Here is an 18,468-nt window from a genome sequence, read left to right on the forward strand (position 1 = left end):
CTAGTTGTCCGGGAGGACGACCACCTGGCGGCGCGGCTCCTCGCCCTCGCTCTCGCTGACGACGCCCTTGACCGTCGCGACGGCGTCGTGCACCACCTTGCGCTCGAACGGCGTCATCGGGCGCAGGCGTACCGCCTCGCCGGAGGACTTGACGTCGTTCGCGGTCTGCTTGCCGAGCTCGGTCAGCTCGTCACGGCGGCCCTGGCGCCAGCCGGCGATGTCGAGCATCAGCCGACTGCGGTTGCCCGAGGCCTGCTGCACGGCCAGCCGGGTCAGCTCCTGCAGGCTCTCGAGCACCGAGCCCTTGTCGCCGACCAGCTTGTTCAGGTCGTCGCCCCCGTCGATGCTGACGATCGCGCGCCCGCCCTCGACGTCGAGGTCGATGTCCCCGTCGAAATCCAAGACGTCGAGCAACTTCTCCAGGTAGTCCCCGGCGATGTCCCCCTCCTGGATCAGGACGTCCTCGCCGCTCGGCTTGGCCGGCTCGGGGGTCTGTACGTCACCGTCCTGTGCGGTCTTCGGCACGGTGTGTCTCCTCTCCACGTGAACGCATGGGGCGCAGCCGGCCCACGCGGCGGGTGTGCGGTGTGTCCCGGCCCGCCGGGGCCGAGCTGCGCGGGTCGGGGGTCAGCGGCGCTTGCGCTTGCCGGCTCCCGGGCGGGATCCGCCGGACTTGCCGCCCTGCGACGGGCGCTTCCCGGAGGCCCCGCCGGGGGTCTTCACCGGCTTCGCTCCGGGCTTCTTCTGCCCACCGGACGGACGGGCGCCGTTGCCGTTCGCCGACGACCCGTTCGCGCTCGCGCCGTTGCCGTTGGCGCCGTTGCCGTGGGGGGACGATCCGTTCGATGTCGCGGTCTCCGGCACGTCGATCTCGTCGCTCTCGACCGTCTCCGGCTCGTTCGTGGCCGTCACGTCGGAGGCCTTGCGGTCCTGCGGACGGACCGGCTTCTGCCCGGGCTTCGGGGCCAGCGACTTCGCGGCCTCGGCCGTCTTCTCGCGCTTCTGCGACTCCTCGGAGTCGATCCGCTTGTAGACGACGTACTGCTGGCCGAGCGTCCAGAGGTTGTTCGTGACCCAGTAGAAGAGCACCGCGAGCGGCAGGAACGGCGCACCGACCACGACGCCGATCGGGAACACGTACAGCATCAGCTTGTTCATGATCGCGGCCTGCGGGTTGCCGGCCTGGGCCTCGGCCTGGCGGGCGACCGAGTGGCGCGCGGTGATGTGGGTGAAGATGCCGGCCGCGATCATCAGCGGGACCATCACGATCCACTGGTTGAGCAGGTTGCCGCCGAGCTCGGTCACGCTGGGCACGCCCTGGATCGGGAAGATCGCCCCGCCGAGCTTGGCGCCGAGCAGGTTCGAGTCGACGAACGAGCGGACCTCGTCGGCGCCGAAGTAGTAGTTCTCCGTCTTGCCCGGCTTGAACTCGCGCAGCACGTGGAACAGACCGATGAACACCGGCACCTGCACCAGCACCGGCAGGCAGCCGCCGAGCGGGTTCGCGCCGTTCTCGGCCTGGAGCTTCTGCATCTCCGTGGCGAGCTTCTGCTTGTCGTTGGCGTACTTCTTCCGGAGCTTCTGCATCTCCGGGGCCATCTGCTGCATCTTGCGCATCGACCGGACCTGGCCGACGAACGGCTTGTAGAGGATGGCGCGCAGCGTGACGACGAGGAACACCACCGACAGCGCCCAGGCCAGGCCGCTCGTGTCCCCGAACACGAAGCTGAACACCTCGTGCCACAGCCACATGATGAAGCTGATCGGGTAGTAGATGAAGTTCAGCACGGCGCTTGCTCCTCGCGGTCTCGGGCGTGGCCCGTGGTGCGGTCCTCGGCCGAGGGGCCTCTTGATCGGGAAGAAGTCGTCTCACGACGCGGCGGAACCGGGTCTACCCCGCCAGGGTGCCACGGGGCGCAGCGCAGCAACCGGCGAGCGGTGAGCCAGATGCCTCTCACCAGGCCGTGCACCTGCAACGCCTCGATCCCGTATGCGCTGCAGGTGGGGTAGAAGCGGCACGTCGGGGGAAGTGCGGGGGAGATCCACCGCTGGTATCCCCGCAACACCGTCGCCGCGGCCCGCGCCCCCGCGGACGGACGGCGGGGCCCCGCCTCTGTCCCGGCGGGTACTGCTTCGAGGTTCACTGCGACCAGCTCCGTCCGGCGCCGGTGTTCACGACGACACGTTCTGGTTCGGTGCCGGCGGCGCCGCGGTTCGTGGTGTCCGGGGCCGCTGCGCGGCGCGCAGCGCGGAGTCGAGATCGACGCCGAGCTGGGCCGAGGACGCGTCCGCCGCCGGCGGGAGCGCGCGCACGACCAGCATCGCGCCGGCGGGCAGGCCGTCGATCCGGTCGGCGACGAGGTGGCGCAGCCGCCGCGACACCCGGTGCCGGACGACCGCGTTGCCGACGGCCTTGCTCACGACGAAACCCGCCCTCGGCCCGTCGTGCTCGAGCACGTCGGTGGGGCGGGTCTGGTCGAGATGGACGACGAGCCGGGTACGCCCTGCCCGACGACCGCGACGGATCGTCGAGGCGAAGTCTGGCCGGCGCGTGAGCCGGGCTCGGGCCGGCAACACAGGGCTACCCGGGTCTGCGTGACCGGCCGTCAGGCCGAGAGCTTCTCGCGCCCCTTGCGACGACGCGTCGCGAGGATCGCGCGGCCGGCACGGGTGCGCATGCGCAGGCGGAAACCGTGCACACGCGCCCGACGGCGGTTGTTCGGCTGGAAGGTGCGCTTGCCCTTGGTCACGGTCGACTCTCCTGGACGGCGGGTTGGACGGGCGCGAGCCCGACCGCCGGTTGCTCAGCTGGATGTACTCATGGTCGTCGCCGGTCAGTGCGCAGGGCCGTCGTCACGGACACCGAGGCGTCCCGCGACGGGTCGACACAGGCCGACCACTGTCCAGCTTTCTCCTGACAAGGGTACGCAGCCGTCTCGAAGAGGGTCAAACCAGCCCCGGCCCGATCGTCGCACCCCCTCCGAGCTGCGACGACGTCCGCACGGACCCACCCGTCGGGGGACGTCCGCGACGGCTGCTAGCGTTCCGGCCTCATCCGTGCGATCCCCGCACCGGTCCGACATCGACCCCGCCGCCCCGCTGCGTGCCGGGCGTGGACGCCTGCGTACCTTCTTACGCACAAGTGTGGATAACCCTGGGGATGGCGCTGCGTCGTGCCCCGGTACGGGTGCACGATCCGCACGCGCGAACGAGTCGAGCGGGAGGGGGAACCGCGGATGACCGACCAGCCGGGCGATCTCGGACGGGTGTGGAACCGCGTCATCGCCGACCTCTCCGGAGCATCGGCCGAGTCCGGCGCCCCCACCCTGTCCCCCCAGCAACGCGCGTTCCTCCGCCTGACGCGCCCCCTGGGCCTCCTCGACGGCACCGCACTCCTGGCCGCTCCGAGCGAGTTCGCCAAGGACGCCATCGAGCGCATCCTCCGGCGCCCGATCAGCGACGCGCTCGGCCGGCACCTCGGGGTCGCGGTCAACCTCGCGGTCGTCGTCGACGCGTCCGCCGCGTCCGGCGGGACCGAGGTGCCCGACCCCCCGGGCTTCGGACGCCCGCAACCCGGCACCGGACTGCTGTCCCCGATCCCGACCGGCTCGTCCGAGGCCTCCGACGACCGCGGTTCCCGCGACGGGTACGACCGGCGCGACTCCCACGGCCGCGACGGCGCGGGCGACACCGGGTACGGCAGCGTCGAACTGCGGGAGAGCGGACCGGCCGAGTACGGCGGCGCCCGTCACGAGACCGCCGACGGCCACCGGGGCGCCCATGGAGGCGGGCACGACGGGGAGCAGCTCAGCACCGAGCCGGTCCCGACCAACGGTGGTGGCGGCTGGTCGCCGGACGGCCGCGGCGAGTCCGCCCGCGCCGAGCAGGGCACCGCCTGGCCGGCCTACACCGCGCCGCAGGCCGGTGACCCCGTCGCACCGAGGTCGCAGACCCGGCTCAACGAGCGCTACACCTTCGACACGTTCGTCATCGGCGCGTCGAACCGGTTCAGCCACGCCGCCGCGGTCGCGGTGGCCGAGGCGCCGGCCCGTGCCTACAACCCGTTGTTCATCTGGGGCGAGTCCGGGCTGGGCAAGACCCACCTGCTGCACGCCGTGGGGCACTACGCCCAGCGGCTGTTCCCCGGGATGCGGGTCCGGTACGTCAGTACCGAGGAGTTCACCAACGACTTCATCAACTCGCTGCGCGACGACCGCAAGGTCGCGTTCCAGCGGCGCTACCGCGACGTCGACGTCCTGCTGGTCGACGACATCCAGTTCCTGGAGGGCAAGGAAGGGACCCAGGAGGAGTTCTTCCACACCTTCAACACGCTGCACAACGCGAACAAGCAGATCGTCGTCTCCTCGGACCGTCCGCCCAAGCGGTTGGAGACCCTCGAGGACCGGATGCGCACCCGCTTCGAGTGGGGCCTGATCACCGACATCCAGCCTCCCGAGCTGGAGACCCGGATCGCGATCCTGCGGAAGAAGGCCGCGCAGGACCGCCTGGCCGTCCCCGGCGACGTCCTGGAGTTCATCGCCGAGCGGATCGAGCGCAACATCCGCGAGCTCGAGGGTGCGCTGATCCGGGTCACCGCGTTCGCGTCGCTGAACCGCCAGCCGGTCGACACCCAGCTCGCCGAGATCGTGCTGCGCGACCTCATCCCGGACTCGGCCGCCTCCGAGATCACCGCGCCGACGATCATGGCGGTCACAGCCGAGTTCTTCGGCGTGACGCTCGACGACCTGTCCGGCCCGGGCAAGACGAAGGCGCTCGCGCAGGCGCGTCAGATCGCCATGTATCTGTGCCGCGAGCTGACCGACCTGTCGCTGCCGAGGATCGGGCAGACGTTCGGCGGCCGCGACCACACGACCGTCATGCACGCCGACAAGAAGATCCGCAACGAGATCTCGCTCCGCCGCAAGACCTTCGAACAGGTCCAGGAGCTCACCGCGCGGATCAAGCTGCGCGCCCGGCACTGACTCCCGGCCGAACCGCGGCCGACCCGTCGTCGGGCCGGCTCCTCCGTCCCCCACGTCCCACCCGTCCCGTCCCCGGGTGAACTCTCCGGCAGGCTCCCGGCCGGAGCCCCTACGGCCTCACAGCGCCCTCCGGGACCGAGTTGTCCACCGGCTCCACCGCTACATCCACAGGTCAGAGCGCCTGTTCGTCCGGTTCCGGCCGGTCACGAGCCGCGACCTCCGCCTCTCCCGTGCCACCCACACGGACATCACCGCGCCAGGGCCTCAGCGGGGCTCTGAGCCGGTCCCGGAACGCGACCGCCCGGCCGCGACGGCCGTTGCCGGGCCGTGATCTCGATCCCCATCGGGGATGAACGGATTCCCACGGCGTGTCGCTCCGACACGTTCCGCTCGACGTCCGGTAGAGGGCGTTCGGCGCACGGGCCGTGATCGGGCTGATCGACTTCGCCCAGCACACGGTCACTCTCCGTCGACATTGCTGTGACAGGTGTGGCAATTGTGAGTTCCGGCAGCGCGGTGACCTCCCGATCGACACCGCGTCCCCATCACCCTCGGTGGAAGATCCGACACGCTTCCACCCACATCTGGGGACAACTCTGTGGATTGTTGCGCCGGGACCGGTGGACGGACGGCCGTGAATCTGGGGACAACTCCGGTCCACCCCGGGGACAGATCCGGGACAGGTCGGGCACAACCGGCTCGGTCCACCGCCGCGCGAAGCTGCCCACGATCCGTCCCAGGGGTGGGTGCACAGCCGACGCGGCCTGCTGACCAGCGCAGACGTCCTCCATCCACACTGTGCACAGGACTTATTACTACTACGGTTTCTCTCTCCAGAAGTTTCTAAGAGAAGAACAAGCACGTGGACAGGTGAGGAAGCACCGCCCCGATCGGGCACACAGGGTCAGCCGTGACCACGGTCAGGGCGGCGTGGAAAGTGTCGGCCGGAGCCTCTACGGTTGGCCCTCGGCGAACCTGGGGTCCCGACATCGGGATCCGGTCGGCTCGTCCTCGTCCCGTTCGTCGGTGCCGTCATCGGCACCCGCACCACCTGTCCACCCGTCGCAGACCGGTCTCCTGGCCGGCTCTCGACGCTCCACCGGGGAAGGGTTCCCGCTGCCATGAAGTTCCGGGTCGAACGCGACGTCCTTGCGGACGCGGCCGCCTGGGTGGCCCGCAGCCTCCCGGCCCGTCCACCGGTGCCGGTGCTCGGTGGCGTGCTCATCCAGTCCGGCGAGGGCGAGTCCGACGAGCGTCTGACCGTCTCCGGCTTCGACTACGAGACCTCGGCCCGTGTCGAGCTCGACGCCACGGTCGGCGAGCCCGGCCGGATGCTGGTCTCCGGACGGCTCCTGGCCGACATCACCCGCGCGCTGCCGTCGAAGCCGGTCGACCTCGTCGTCGACGGGTCCCGCGCCACGATCAACTGCGGCAACAGCCGGTTCAGCCTCCCGACGATGCCGGTCGAGGACTACCCGCAGCTGCCGTCCATGCCCCAGCGCGCCGGGTCCGTCGACGCCGGCCAGCTGGCCGCCGCCGTGGCCCAGGTCGCCGTCGCGGCCGGCCGGGACGACACGCTGCCGATGCTCACCGGCATCCGCCTCGAGATCGAGGGCACGCAGCTGACCCTGGCCGCCACCGACCGGTTCCGGCTCGCCGTGCGCGAGCTGGAGTGGGTACCCGAGGACGCCTCGATCTCCACCGCCGTGCTGATCCCGGCGAAGACGCTGGCCGAGGTGGCCAAGACGCTCGCGGGGTCCGGCACCGTGGAGATCGCGCTGTCGGCCGGCGACGGGATGCTCGGGCTCACCGGTGGCGGGCGCCGCTCGACGAGCCGGCTGCTCGACGCGGAGTTCCCGCGGTTCCGCCAGCTGATCCCGGCCGAGCACACCACCGCCGCGGAGCTCGAGGTGTCCGCGCTGGTCGAGGCGATCAAGCGCGTGTCGCTGGTGGCCGACCGGGTCGCCCAGATCCGGCTGGAGTTCGGCGAGGACGGGCTGCGCCTGGCCGCCGGCGGGGACGACGTCGGCAGCGCCGAGGAGGAACTCCCCTGCACGCTGGACGGCAACCCGCTGACCATCGCGTTCAACCCGGGCTACCTGCTCGACGCGCTCGGCCAGCTGCACACCGACCGCGCGCAGCTGACGTTCACCACGCCGAACCGGCCGGCCCTGGTCCGCCCGGTCCCGCCGCCGGCCGCCGACGACGCCGAGGCCACGCCGCCGGAAAAGTCCGGTTACCTGCACCTGCTGATGCCGGTCCGCCTCCCCGGCTGAGCGGGCCCGTCCGGCCGGGACGAGACTGTGCCCGGACCGCGGCCCGTCGATTTCCGTCGGGCCGGACGAGCGTGGGGAGAGGGGAACTCGTGCAGATCGGACTGATCGGTCTCGGCCGCATGGGCGGCAACATGCGGGACCGGTTGCGCGCGGCGGGACACGAGGTCGTCGGGTACGACCCGCGGCCCGAGGTCAGCGACGTCGGTTCCCTCGACGAGCTGGCCGCGGCACTGACCTCGCCGCGCGTGGTCTGGGTGATGGTCCCCTCGGGCGACCCCACCCGCAGCACCGTGACGACGCTGTCGCAGACCCTGTCGGCCGGTGACCTGGTGATCGACGGCGGCAACTCCCGCTACACCGACGACGGCCCGAACGCCGAGCTGCTCGACGCGAAGGGCATCGGCTACGTCGACTGCGGAGTCTCCGGCGGCATCTGGGGCAAGGACAACGGCTACGGCCTGATGGCCGGCGGCTCCGACGAGCACATCGCCCAGGCCATGCCGATCTTCGACGCGCTCCGGCCGGAGGGTCCGCGCGAGGAGGGCTTCGCGCACGCCGGTCCGGTCGGCGCCGGGCACTTCTCGAAGATGGTCCACAACGGCATCGAGTACGGCCTGATGCAGGCCTACGCCGAGGGCTTCGAGCTGATGCAGGCCACCGAGCTGATCACCGACGTCCCGGCCGTCGTGCAGGCGTGGTCGCGCGGCACCGTCGTCCGTTCCTGGCTGCTGGACCTGCTGGTCAACGCGTTGCGCCAGGACGCCGACCTCTCCGAGCTGGAGGGGTACGTCGACGACTCCGGGGAGGGCCGGTGGACGCTGGAGGAGGCGATCCGCCACGCCGTGCCGCTGCCGGTGATCTCCGCGGCGCTGTTCGCGCGGTTCTCCTCGCGCCAGGACGAGTCGCCCGCGATGAAGGCGGTCGCGGCGCTGCGCCACCAGTTCGGCGGGCACGCGGTGAAGGCGTCGGGCCCGACCGGTGCCCCCGGTGACAAGGCCGGTCCGTCCTCGGGCACCGGTTCGACCGGTGATGCGGCCGGCCCGTCGTCGGGCACCGGCTCCGCCGGGGGCTGACCGCACGCGTGTACCTGCGGCGTTTCTCGGTCACCGACTTCCGGTCCTGGCCCGAGGCCGAGCTCGAGCTCGACACCGGCGTGACGGTCCTGGTCGGCCCGAACGGGGTCGGCAAGACCAACCTCGTCGAGGGGATGGGCTACCTGGCCTCGCTCGGCTCGCACCGCGTCGCCTCCGACGCCCCGCTGATCCGACGGGGCGCGGAGCAGGCGCTGGTGCGCGGCGAGGTGCACCACCAGGGCCGCAAGCTCGGCGTCGAGCTCGAGATCAACAACGGTCGTCCGAACCGGGCCCGGGTGAACCGGTCGCCGGTCGCCCGCCCGCGTGACGTCCTCGGCATCCTGCGCACCGTGCTGTTCGCACCCGAGGACCTCGCGCTGGTGCGCGGCGACCCGGGGGAGCGCAGGCGGTTCCTCGACGAGCTGCTCGTCGCGCGCTTCCCGCGTTACGCGGGGGTCCGCTCGGACTACGACCGGGTGCTCAAGCAGCGCTCCGCCCTGCTCAAGTCCGCCCGCGGAGGTCTGCGCGGCGGATCGCGCTCCCGCTCCTCGGACCCGGACGCCCCGGACGACCTCGCGACCCTGGAGGTCTGGGACGGCCACCTCGCCCGCAACGGCGCGGCGCTGCTGGCCGGGCGTCGCGAGCTCGTCGTCGCGCTCGGGCCCTACGCCGCCGAGTCCTTCGCCGAGATCGCGCCGTCGTCGGACCCGATCTCCCTGGACTACCGCAGCAGCATCGGCACCGCGACGGTCGCCGAGATGCCGGCGGGTGTGGACGAGATCGAGGCCCGGCTGCTCGAACAGCTCGCGACCGTCCGCAAGCAGGAGGTCGAGCGCGGGGTGTGCCTGGTCGGCCCGCACCGCGACGAGCTGGAGCTCGCGCTCGGCGAGGGGCCGGCCAAGGGCTACGCCAGCCACGGCGAGTCCTGGGCGTTCGCGCTGGCCCTGCGGCTGGCGTCCTACCGGCTGCTGCGTGCCGACGACGTCGAGCCGGTCCTCGTGCTCGACGACGTGTTCGCCGAGCTGGACTCCGCGCGCCGGCGGGCGCTGGCGACGATGGTCGCCCAGGCCGAGCAGGTGCTGGTCACCGCGGCGGTGCCCGAGGACGTCCCGCCGGAGCTGGACGGCACCCGGTTCGTCGTGGGGGAGGGCCGGGTGGACCGCGACGCCGCCCGCCCGTCCTCGTGAGCCCGTCGCGGACACGGGTACCGCCGGCCCGGTGGCGGGCCGGAACCGACCGCTGGGCGTGGCCCGGTGGTCACGACCGAGTAACACCGACCTGGGGACAAGTCTGTGGATATTGTGGATAACTCCGCCTCGCCTGGTGATCGTCGGGGGCCCGCGCCGCGAACGGGCCGTGAACGGCAGCCCCACGGCGGTGGACAGACCGATCCTGTCCCCAGGCCTGGGGACGGCGGATCCGGCTCCGGAGATAACGGCGGGGACACGGCGGGCGGCGCCCGTCGCGAGGGCACCGGCGACGCGGCGGGCGGCCGGAGAGGCTCCGATCTGGCGCGGGACGCCCTCAAGGCGGCGCGCGAGCAGTCGGCGAAGAAGGCCGCGGAGCGCAAGGCCGAGGGACTGCCGAAGCTGAAGGTCGTCTCCGGGAAGGGACGCCGGCGTCGCTGGTCGGGCTCCGGTCCCGACGACCGCGACCCGCAGCCGTTCGGGCGGATCGTGTCCCGGGTGTCGATGGACCGCGGCTGGTCCCCACGCCTGACCGACGCCACGGTGATCGGGCGCTGGCCGCAGCTCGTCGGCCCTGACATCTCCGATCACTGCACGCCGATCTCGCTGCGCGACGGCGAGCTGACGCTGCAGGCGGAGTCGACGGCGTGGGCCACCCAGCTCCGTACCCTGCAGCGACAGCTGCTCACCCGCCTCGCGGCCGCGGTCGGCCCGGACGTGGTGCGCCGGATCCGGGTGGTGGCCCCGAGCGGCCCGAGCTGGCGGCACGGGCCACGGCACGTGCGCGGCCGCGGCCCTCGTGACACGTACGGCTGACGGTCCGTCCGTGCGGATCGGGCACATCCGCCGCTGTCGGTGACCGGCGACGCGTGACGGCTCCGTAGAATCCAGATCAGGGCGAGATGACGCCGCCGGAGCTGCGAGACGATCCGCTCACCGGCGTCGCGACCCGGTTGGGCTCCCGTTCGCCCGTCTGTGGCGATTCTGGGCGGGTCCTAGCCGCGGTTCTGTCAGGGTCGACAAGTAGACTGGTCTCAGTGTTCCCGGGTGGTCTCTCGGCCGGCCGGGTCGATGTGCCGGCGTGCGCGGCCCCGCAGAACGCGGCGGGCCGTGCCGGCTCTCTAGGCGAGGAGATCCCAGGACTCGTGGCAGCCCAGGACAAGGCAACGCAGAAGAACACGTACGGCGCGTCGTCGATCACCGTGCTCAAGGGGCTGGAAGCGGTCCGCAAGCGCCCCGGCATGTACATCGGTTCGACCGGTGAACGCGGTCTGCACCACCTGATCCAGGAGGTGGTGGACAACTCGGTCGACGAGGCGATGGCCGGGTACGCCACCCGGATCGAGGTCACCCTGCTGGCCGACGGCGGGGTCCGGGTCGTCGACGACGGCCGCGGCATCCCGGTCGGGATGCACCCGGTGGAGAAGAAGCCGACCCTCGAGGTCGTCCTCACCAGCCTGCACGCCGGCGGCAAGTTCGACGACAAGTCCTACGCGGTCTCCGGCGGTCTGCACGGCGTCGGCGTCTCCGTGGTGAACGCGCTGTCCACCGCGCTCGAGGCCGAGGTGCACGTCGACGGCCGGATCTGGAAGCAGCGCTACGAGCTGGCCGTGCCCGGCGAGCTCGTGGACGCCGGGCCGACGAAGAAGACCGGCACCACGGTCACGTTCTGGGCCGACGGCTCGATCTTCGAGACCACGACCTACACGCTGGAGACGATCCGGCGCCGCCTGCAGGAGATGGCGTTCCTGAACAAGGGGCTCACCATCGTGCTGCGCGACGAGCGCACCACCCGCGACGGCGGCGCCGTGCGCGACGGTGACGACGAGGGCCCGGCGATCGTGGCCGACGACGAGCCGGACGCCGAGGGCTACGTCGCCAAGATCACCGAGCACGTCTTCCACTACCCGGGCGGTCTGGAGGACTTCGTCGCGCACCTGAACCGGAGCAAGGACCCGATCCACAAGAAGATCGTGTCCTACACCGGCGAGGGCCCCGGCCACCAGATCGAGGTGGCGATGCAATGGAACTCGGGCTACTCCGAGTCCGTCTACACCTTCGCCAACACGATCAACACGCACGAGGGCGGCACGCACGAGGAGGGCTTCCGGCACGCGCTGACCGCGACGGTCAACAAGTACGCGCGTGACAAGAAGCTGATCAAGGAGAAGGACGCCGCCCTCTCCGGCGACGACATCCGCGAGGGCCTGGCCGCGATCGTCTCGGTCAAGGTCGCCGAGCCGCAGTTCGAGGGCCAGACCAAGACCAAGCTGGGCAACACCGAGGTCAAGTCGTTCGTCCAGCGGATCAGCAACGAGTGGCTGGCGGACTGGTTCGAGCGCAACCCCAACGAGGCGAAGACGATCGTCACCAAGGCCGTTTCCTCGGCCCAGGCCCGTCTCGCCGCGCGGCGCGCCCGTGAACTGGTCCGGCGCAAGAGCGCCGGCGACATCGGCGGCCTGCCCGGCAAGCTCGCCGACTGCCGTTCCACCGACCCGATCAAGTCCGAGGTCTACATCGTGGAGGGCGACTCCGCGGGCGGCTCGGCCAAGTCCGGCCGGGACTCGATGTTCCAGGCGATCCTCCCGATCCGCGGAAAGATCATCAACGTGGAGAAGGCCCGTATCGACCGGGTCCTCAAGAACACCGAGGTCCAGGCCATCATCACGGCGCTGGGCACCGGCATCCACGACGAGTTCGACGTCGAGAAGCTGCGCTATCACAAGATCGTGCTGATGGCCGACGCCGACGTCGACGGCCAGCACATCCGGACGCTGCTGCTCACGCTGCTGTTCCGGTTCATGCGCCCGCTGATCGAGGCCGGGCACGTGTTCCTGGCCCAGCCGCCGCTCTACAAGCTCAAGTGGGGTGGCCGCGGCTCCGAGCCGGAGTTCGCCTACTCCGACGCCGAGCGCGACGGGCTGATCGAGGCCGGCCGCGCGGCCGGCAAGAAGCTGCCCAAGGAAGAGGGCGTGCAGCGCTACAAGGGTCTCGGCGAGATGAACGCCAAGGAGCTGTGGGAGACCACGATGGACCCGGCCCACCGGGTGCTGCTCCGGGTCAGCCTCGACGACGCCGCGCAGGCCGACGAGCTGTTCTCGGTCCTGATGGGCGAGGACGTGGAGTCCCGCCGTTCCTTCATCACCCGTAACGCCAAGGACGTGCGCTTCCTGGACGTCTGATCGACCCCGATCCACACGGATGATCAAGACGAACGTATGAACCGCGCGAGCAGGAGAAGAACCTCGTGACCGACACCATGGATCCGCCCGGCACCACCACCGACGCGGGCGGCGGCGACCGGATCGAGCCGGTCGACATCCAGCAGGAGATGCAGCGCTCCTACATCGAGTACGCGATGAGCGTCATCGTCGGGCGCGCGCTGCCGCTCGTCGAGGACGGGCTCAAGCCGGTCCACCGGCGCGTCCTGTACTCGATGGGGGAGAACGGGTTCCGGCCCGACCGCTCCTACGTCAAGTGCGCCCGCGTCGTCGGCGAGGTGATGGGTAACTACCACCCGCACGGCGACAGCTCGATCTACGACGCGCTGGTGCGCCTGGCCCAGCCGTGGTCGATGCGCTACCCGCTGATCGACGGGCAGGGCAACTTCGGCTCCCGGGGCAACGACCCGGCCGCCGCGATGCGCTACACCGAGTGCCGCCTGTCGCCGCTGGCGATGGCGATGCTGCAGGACATCGAGGAAGACACCGTCGGGTTCACCGACAACTACGACGGCAAGACCCAGGAACCCGACGTCCTGCCGTCGCGGGTGCCGAACCTGCTGATCAACGGCAGCTCCGGGATCGCGGTCGGGATGGCGACCAACATCCCGCCGCACAACCTGCGTGAGGTCGGCGAGGGGATCATCTGGGCGCTGGACAACTACGAGTGCTCCGACGAGGAGCTGCTCGAGGCGCTGATGGCCCGGATCAAGGGCCCGGACTTCCCGACCGCCGGCCTGATCGTGGGCCGCGACGGCATCGAGTCCGCCTACCGGACCGGGCGCGGCTCGGTGCGGATGCGCGCCGTCGTCGAGGTCGAGGAGGACGCCAAGGGCCGGACGACGATCGTCGTCACCGAGCTGCCCTACCAGGTCAACCCGGACAACCTCGTCGAGTCGGTCGCCGGGATGGTCCGCGACGGCAAGATGTCGGGGATCTCCGAGATCAACGACGAGTCCTCGGACCGCATCGGCATGCGGATCGTGTTCACGCTCAAGCGTGACGCCGTGGCCAAGGTCGTGCTGAACAACCTCTACAAGCACAGCCAGCTGCAGTACAGCTTCGGCGTCAACATGCTGGCGATCGTCGACGGCGTACCGCGCACGCTGCGCCTGGACCAGGTCGTCCGCAACTACGTCCGGCACCAGATCGACGTCATCGTCCGGCGGACCCGGTTCCGGCTGCGCAAGGCCGAGGAGCGGGCCCACATCCTGCGTGGTCTGGTCAAGGCGCTCGACGCCCTCGACGAGGTCATCGCCCTGATCCGGAGCTCGCAGACGGTCGACATCGCCCGGACCGGCCTGATCTCGCTCCTGGAGATCGACGAGATCCAGGCCCAGGCGATCCTGGACATGCAGCTGCGGCGCCTCGCCGCGCTGGAGCGCCAGAAGATCATCGACGAGCTGGCCGAGATCGAGGCCTACATCGCCGACCTCGAGGACATCCTGGCCCGGCCGGAGCGCCAGCGTCAGATCGTCCGCGACGAGCTCACCGAGATCATCGAGAAGCACGGCGACGAGCGGCGCACCCGCCTGGTCGCCGACGACGGCGAGGTCGCCGACGAGGACCTGATCGCGGTCGAGGACGTCGTCGTCACGATCACCGAGACCGGCTACGCCAAGCGCACGAAGACCGACCTGTACCGGGCGCAGAAGCGCGGCGGCAAGGGCGTGCAGGGCGCGGCGCTGAAGCAGGACGACATCGTCGCCCACTTCTTCGTCTGCTCCACGCACGACTGGATGCTGTTCTTCACCAACAAGGGCCGGGTCTACCGGCTCAAGGCCTACGAGCTGCCCGAGGCCAACCGCAGCGCCCGCGGCCAGCACCTGGCCAACCTGCTCGCGTTCCAGCCCGACGAGCACGTCGCCCAGGTCATGCAGATCAAGGACTACACGGCGCGGCCCTATCTCGTCCTCGCGACGCGAAACGGTCTGGTGAAGAAGTCCAAGCTCACCGACTTCGACTCCAACCGCACCGGCGGCCTGATCGGCATCAACCTGCGCGACGACGACGAGCTGGTCGGCGCCGTGCTCTGCTCCGGCGACGACGACCTGCTGCTCGTCTCCGCCGAGGGCCAGTCGATCCGGTTCACCGCGACCGACGACGCGCTGCGCCCGATGGGACGGGCGACGTCCGGCGTCCTGGGCATGCGGTTCAACACCGGTGACCGGCTGCTCGCGCTCAGCGTCATCCGCCCGGACACGTTCCTTCTCGTGGCCACCGCCGGCGGGTACGCGAAGCGCACCCCGATCGAGGACTATCCGGTACAGGGTCGTGGCGGGAAGGGAGTGTTGACCCTCCAGTACGACCGTCGACGTGGCACGCTGGTCGGTGCGCTCATCGTCGGGATCGACGACGAGCTCTACGCGATCACCTCGACGGGTGGGGTCATCCGGACCTCGGCTCGGGAGGTGCGCAAGGCCGGCCGGCAGACGAAGGGGGTCCGTCTGATGAACCTGGGCGAGAACTCGACGCTGCTGTCGGTCGCACGCAATGCCGAGGAGACCGCCGAGGACCCGGGTCTGATCGGTTGATGAACCGCTGCGGCGGCCGGCCTCGCCGGGCCGCCGCCGCAGCCGGGTCCTGACCGTGGTCCCAGCGCCGACGACCGAGGAGCGCGCAAGCTCGTGAGCAGTAACGACAGCACCCAGCCTGCGGGCGAGGGACGGACGGTCGCGACCGAGGCCGACCGTGTCGAGCAGGCGTCCCCGGGTGCCCCGGGTACGGGCGAGACGTCGTCGGCCGGTGCGACGGCCGGCGGTGCGGAGACGACCGGGACGGTCCCGCCGGTGGCCGGATCGAACGGCGCGGACCCGAACGGTCACCCGTCCCCGGCGCCGCGCTCCGACGATCCGGGCGCCGGGCGTGACGTTCCCGCACCTCGTGCGGAGGACACCGCCGAGCCGGCGCCGGCCGATCCGGTGCCGTCCGCGTCCACGGCGTGGGAGAGGGAGCCCGTAGAGGCCGAGGCGTCCCCGTCGGCCCGGACGCAGATGATCCCCCCGGTCGACCGGGCCGAACAGCCGTCCACGCCGGTGGCCGGCCCGCCCCCGTGGCGCCGGGTGCCGGGTGACCACCCCGCCGATCCCGAGCCCGAGGAGCCGGCCGAGCGTCCCTCGGTGGCGGACTCGCTGCTCAGCGAGGCGCCGACCGCGTTCCTGACCTCGCCCGCCGCGGCCGGTGCCGGAGCGGCGGCCGGTGCCACCACCGCCACCCGGGAGCGGGAGGGCACCGAGACCGCTGCCGCCGAGGCCCAGTCGCCGCGCTCGTCGCGTCACCGCCCGCCCCGCCAGGCGCTGCTGCAGCTCAAGCGCCTGGACCCGTGGTCGGTGCTGAAGATGGCCCTGGCCCTGGCTGTGGTGCTGTTCCTGGTCTGGATGGTCGCCGCGGGCGTGCTCTACGGCGTGCTCGGCGGGATGGGCGTCTGGGACCGGCTCAACGGCACCTACGCCGACCTGGTCACCGGCCAGACCCAGAACAGCGGATCGTTGATCAGTGCCGGCCGGGTGTTCCTGCTCGCCGGTGTCGTCGGCGCGATCAACAGCCTGCTGTTCGCGGTGGTGCTGACGATCGTGGCGTTCGTCTACAACGTCGCGGCCGACCTCGTCGGCGGCATCGAGGTCACGCTCTCCGAGCGCGACTGACCTGCTCCGATCCTCCGGCGCCGGCCCACTCGGGCCGGTGTCGGGGGCCGGGATCGGGTGTTGTAACGTTGCCATCGCTGCACGGGCCTATAGCTCAGTTGGTTAGAGCGCATCGCTGATAACGATGAGGTCGGTGGTTCAAATCCACCTAGGCCCACACCTTCCCGTTCGGGACATGCAGAGGATGATCACGATGAAGAAGCTCGTCGCACTCGCCGCTGCTGCCGGCGCGGCCTTCCTGGTCTGGTCCAAGCTCCGCGGTGTCGGTTCCGACGATCTGTAGCACGAGGCCACCACCCGCTGATCTCCGCGTCGCCCGCCGGTCCGGTACCGTCGCGGACGACCGATCCGGGGACGTAGCTCAATTGGCAGAGCACCGCCTTTGCAAGGCGGGGGTTAGGGGTTCGATTCCCCTCGTCTCCACCACCGCTGACCTGCACGGTTAGCAACTGCAAGGGATCTTCCCCCAGGTCCATGGCAATGACAGTGGCAATGACTAGCTTCGACGAGTGGCCAAGAAGTCGTCGGAGCAGCGCGCCGAAGGGATGATCCGGCGCCGCGGGAAGTCGTTCCAGGCGATCGTCTACGCCGGCATCGATCCGGTCACCGGTAAGCAGCTCTACCTTCGCGGCACCAGCCCCGACGAACGTGGGGCCGAGCGACTGCTCCGCAAGTTCCTGGTCGAGGTGGCCAAGCAGCGGCACGCCCGAACCCGGGCGTCGCTGCGGACGACGATCGAATCGTGGCTGGCGACCAACGAGCTCGAAGCGTCGACCCGCGAGAACTACGTGTGGCTGATCGCGAAGCACATCGACCCGGTCCTCGGCGACCAGCCGATCGGAAAGGTCACGGCGTACATCCTGGAGCGCTTCTACGGCGAGCTGCGCCGCTGCTCGTCCCGCTGCAACGGCCGGCCCTTCGTCGAGCACCGCATTGACGAGCCACACGAGTGCCGCACGGTCCGTCACAAGCGACCTCCCGGCCGGCCGCCGAAGGCCGGCTACCCGCCGCACGACTGCGTCGAGAAGGGCTGCCTCGTCATCGAGTGCGAACCGCACGTGTGCGAGCCCCTCGGCGCGGCGACCGTCCGCAAGGTCCACTTCGTGGTGAGGGGCTCGTTGGCGGCGGCGATGCGGTGGGGGTGGATCACCTCCAATCCGGCCGAGCTCGCGCGCATCCCACGCCTGCCTGTGTCGGATCCCGACCCGCCGACACCGGCGGAGGCCGCGGTGTTGGTCGCCGCTGCTCGAGCTGAGGACCCGTCGTGGGGAGCTCTGGTCTGGGTCGTGATGGTGACCGGGCTCCGACGGGCGGAGCTGCTGGCGCTCAAGTGGACCGATGTCGACTTCGAGAGCGCGACGTTGCACGTGCGCCGCAACCATGTCCGAGTAGCCGGCCGGAACGTCGAGAAGGACACCAAGACGCACCGGGCCAGGCGACTCGCGATCGACGAGACGACGGTCCGGGTCCTCAGGGAGCATCGCCAACGCTACGAGGAGCGGTGTCGCGACTTCGGCGTCAAGCCGTCGTCGAGCGCCTACCTGTTCTCGTACTCGCCGACGAACGACCGACCGTGCGACCCGAGTGGTGTCACGCACCGGTACGGACGGATGTGCGCGCGACTCGAGATCGACAGTCACCTGCACGCGCTCCGCCACTACACGGCGACCGAATTGTTGTCGGCGGGGGTGGATCTGCGGACCGTCGCCGGACGCCTCGGTCATGGCGGCGGAGGTGCGACCACACTCCGGGTGTACACGGCGTGGGTCGAAAACAGCGATCGCCGTGCCGCGCAGGTCGTTTCCGACCGCGTGAGGCATCAGCCCGATAGCTGACTCCCGGCGGACGGAGCCTGTGCCACGGACGCTCAAGGCCGCGTCGGCCGAGGACCCCGATGGACCGCCTGCGGCGGGGCCTGTCGGCCCGGTGGCTTAGACGGTATGGGCGGGACTTCCTCCGCGTCGTGATGCTGGTCGTCGCTCGTCTCAGGTCAAGGTCGTTCGTCCTCGCTGCGCTGCGGGCGCTGCACCTGGACCTGATCCTCGTCGACGACTTCTTGGCCTGGTGCGGAGCAAGGGCCAGGAC

General features: G+C 70.7%; 14 protein-coding genes and 2 tRNA genes. 11 read left to right on the plus strand and 5 right to left on the minus strand.

Translation table 11 applies throughout. The annotated features are described in order from the left end of the window. The 5 genes from EV383_RS00100 to rpmH all read right to left on the minus strand — a co-directional run bounded on the left by EV383_RS00100 (position 1) and on the right by rpmH (position 2,750). Entirely contained in the window at positions 1-525 is a 525-nt protein-coding gene (locus EV383_RS00100; protein WP_130288010.1) for a Jag family protein, read from the minus strand. Positions 526-627: 102 nt separating this feature from the next. Continuing rightward, positions 628-1,788 (minus strand): membrane protein insertase YidC, encoded by a 1,161-nt coding sequence (gene yidC, locus EV383_RS00105; RefSeq protein ID WP_130288011.1) that lies wholly within the window; start codon positions 1,786-1,788, stop codon positions 628-630. Further along, complete coding sequence (gene yidD / locus EV383_RS00110) at positions 1,782-2,144, minus strand: membrane protein insertion efficiency factor YidD (RefSeq protein ID WP_130288012.1); 363 nt, start codon at positions 2,142-2,144, stop codon at positions 1,782-1,784. Before yidD ends, yidC begins: the two co-directional genes overlap by 7 nt. A 28-nt stretch (positions 2,145-2,172) precedes the next feature. After that, positions 2,173-2,577 (minus strand): ribonuclease P protein component, encoded by a 405-nt coding sequence (gene rnpA, locus EV383_RS00115; RefSeq protein WP_130288013.1) that lies wholly within the window; start codon positions 2,575-2,577, stop codon positions 2,173-2,175. 29 nt (positions 2,578-2,606) lie between these two features. Beyond that, positions 2,607-2,750 carry a 50S ribosomal protein L34 gene (rpmH, locus tag EV383_RS00120; RefSeq protein ID WP_130288014.1) on the minus strand — a complete coding sequence of 48 codons (144 nt, stop codon included), beginning with the start codon at positions 2,748-2,750 and terminating at the stop codon, positions 2,607-2,609. 486 nt (positions 2,751-3,236) lie between these two features. Here rpmH and dnaA point away from each other — a divergent pair, with 486 nt between their 5' ends. The 11 genes from dnaA (at position 3,237) to EV383_RS00175 (ending at position 18,218) form a co-directional block, all read left to right on the plus strand. Next, positions 3,237-4,982: a chromosomal replication initiator protein DnaA gene (gene dnaA / locus EV383_RS00125; RefSeq protein WP_130288015.1), complete on the plus strand. Its 1,746-nt coding sequence runs from the start codon at positions 3,237-3,239 to the stop codon at positions 4,980-4,982. 1,121 nt (positions 4,983-6,103) lie between these two features. Continuing rightward, the gene (gene dnaN / locus EV383_RS00130; protein ID WP_130288016.1) at positions 6,104-7,258 is read left to right on the plus strand and encodes a DNA polymerase III subunit beta; all 1,155 of its coding nucleotides are present in this window, start codon (positions 6,104-6,106) and stop codon (positions 7,256-7,258) included. A gap of 89 nt (positions 7,259-7,347) precedes the next feature. Next, positions 7,348-8,331 (plus strand): phosphogluconate dehydrogenase (NAD(+)-dependent, decarboxylating), encoded by a 984-nt coding sequence (gnd, locus tag EV383_RS00135; RefSeq protein WP_130288017.1) that lies wholly within the window; start codon positions 7,348-7,350, stop codon positions 8,329-8,331. 8 nt (positions 8,332-8,339) lie between these two features. Next, complete coding sequence (recF, locus tag EV383_RS00140; protein ID WP_130288018.1) at positions 8,340-9,518, plus strand: DNA replication/repair protein RecF; 1,179 nt, start codon at positions 8,340-8,342, stop codon at positions 9,516-9,518. Positions 9,519-10,007: 489 nt separating this feature from the next. Next, complete coding sequence (locus EV383_RS31880) at positions 10,008-10,334, plus strand: DciA family protein (RefSeq protein ID WP_278044804.1); 327 nt, start codon at positions 10,008-10,010, stop codon at positions 10,332-10,334. Positions 10,335-10,663: 329 nt separating this feature from the next. Further along, the gene (gene gyrB / locus EV383_RS00150) at positions 10,664-12,700 is read left to right on the plus strand and encodes a DNA topoisomerase (ATP-hydrolyzing) subunit B (RefSeq protein WP_165438180.1); all 2,037 of its coding nucleotides are present in this window, start codon (positions 10,664-10,666) and stop codon (positions 12,698-12,700) included. 77 nt (positions 12,701-12,777) lie between these two features. Further along, positions 12,778-15,273, plus strand: coding sequence for a DNA gyrase subunit A (gene gyrA / locus EV383_RS00155; RefSeq protein WP_130293636.1), 2,496 nt, complete (start codon positions 12,778-12,780; stop codon positions 15,271-15,273). A gap of 93 nt (positions 15,274-15,366) precedes the next feature. Beyond that, positions 15,367-16,383, plus strand: a complete 1,017-nt coding sequence (locus EV383_RS32835) for a DUF3566 domain-containing protein (protein WP_341273698.1) — start codon at positions 15,367-15,369, stop codon at positions 16,381-16,383. A gap of 83 nt (positions 16,384-16,466) precedes the next feature. Then, positions 16,467-16,540: transfer RNA gene (locus EV383_RS00165), tRNA-Ile, on the plus strand. Positions 16,541-16,733: 193 nt separating this feature from the next. Then, positions 16,734-16,809: transfer RNA gene (locus EV383_RS00170), tRNA-Ala, on the plus strand. Between the two features lie 83 nt (positions 16,810-16,892). Beyond that, positions 16,893-18,218, plus strand: coding sequence for a site-specific integrase (locus EV383_RS00175; RefSeq protein WP_130288019.1), 1,326 nt, complete (start codon positions 16,893-16,895; stop codon positions 18,216-18,218). The last annotated feature ends 250 nt before the right edge of the window (positions 18,219-18,468 follow it).

The organism is Pseudonocardia sediminis (assembly GCF_004217185.1).
Lineage (GTDB): Bacteria > Actinomycetota > Actinomycetes > Mycobacteriales > Pseudonocardiaceae > Pseudonocardia > Pseudonocardia sediminis.

Coding starts and splice junctions, on each gene's coding strand:
- dnaN (WP_130288016.1), top strand. CDS start 6,104: ATGAAGTTCCGGGTCGAACGCGACGTCCTTGCGGACGCGGCCGCCTGG.
- dnaA (WP_130288015.1), top strand. CDS start 3,237: ATGACCGACCAGCCGGGCGATCTCGGACGGGTGTGGAACCGCGTCATC.
- gyrA (WP_130293636.1), top strand. CDS start 12,778: ATGGATCCGCCCGGCACCACCACCGACGCGGGCGGCGGCGACCGGATC.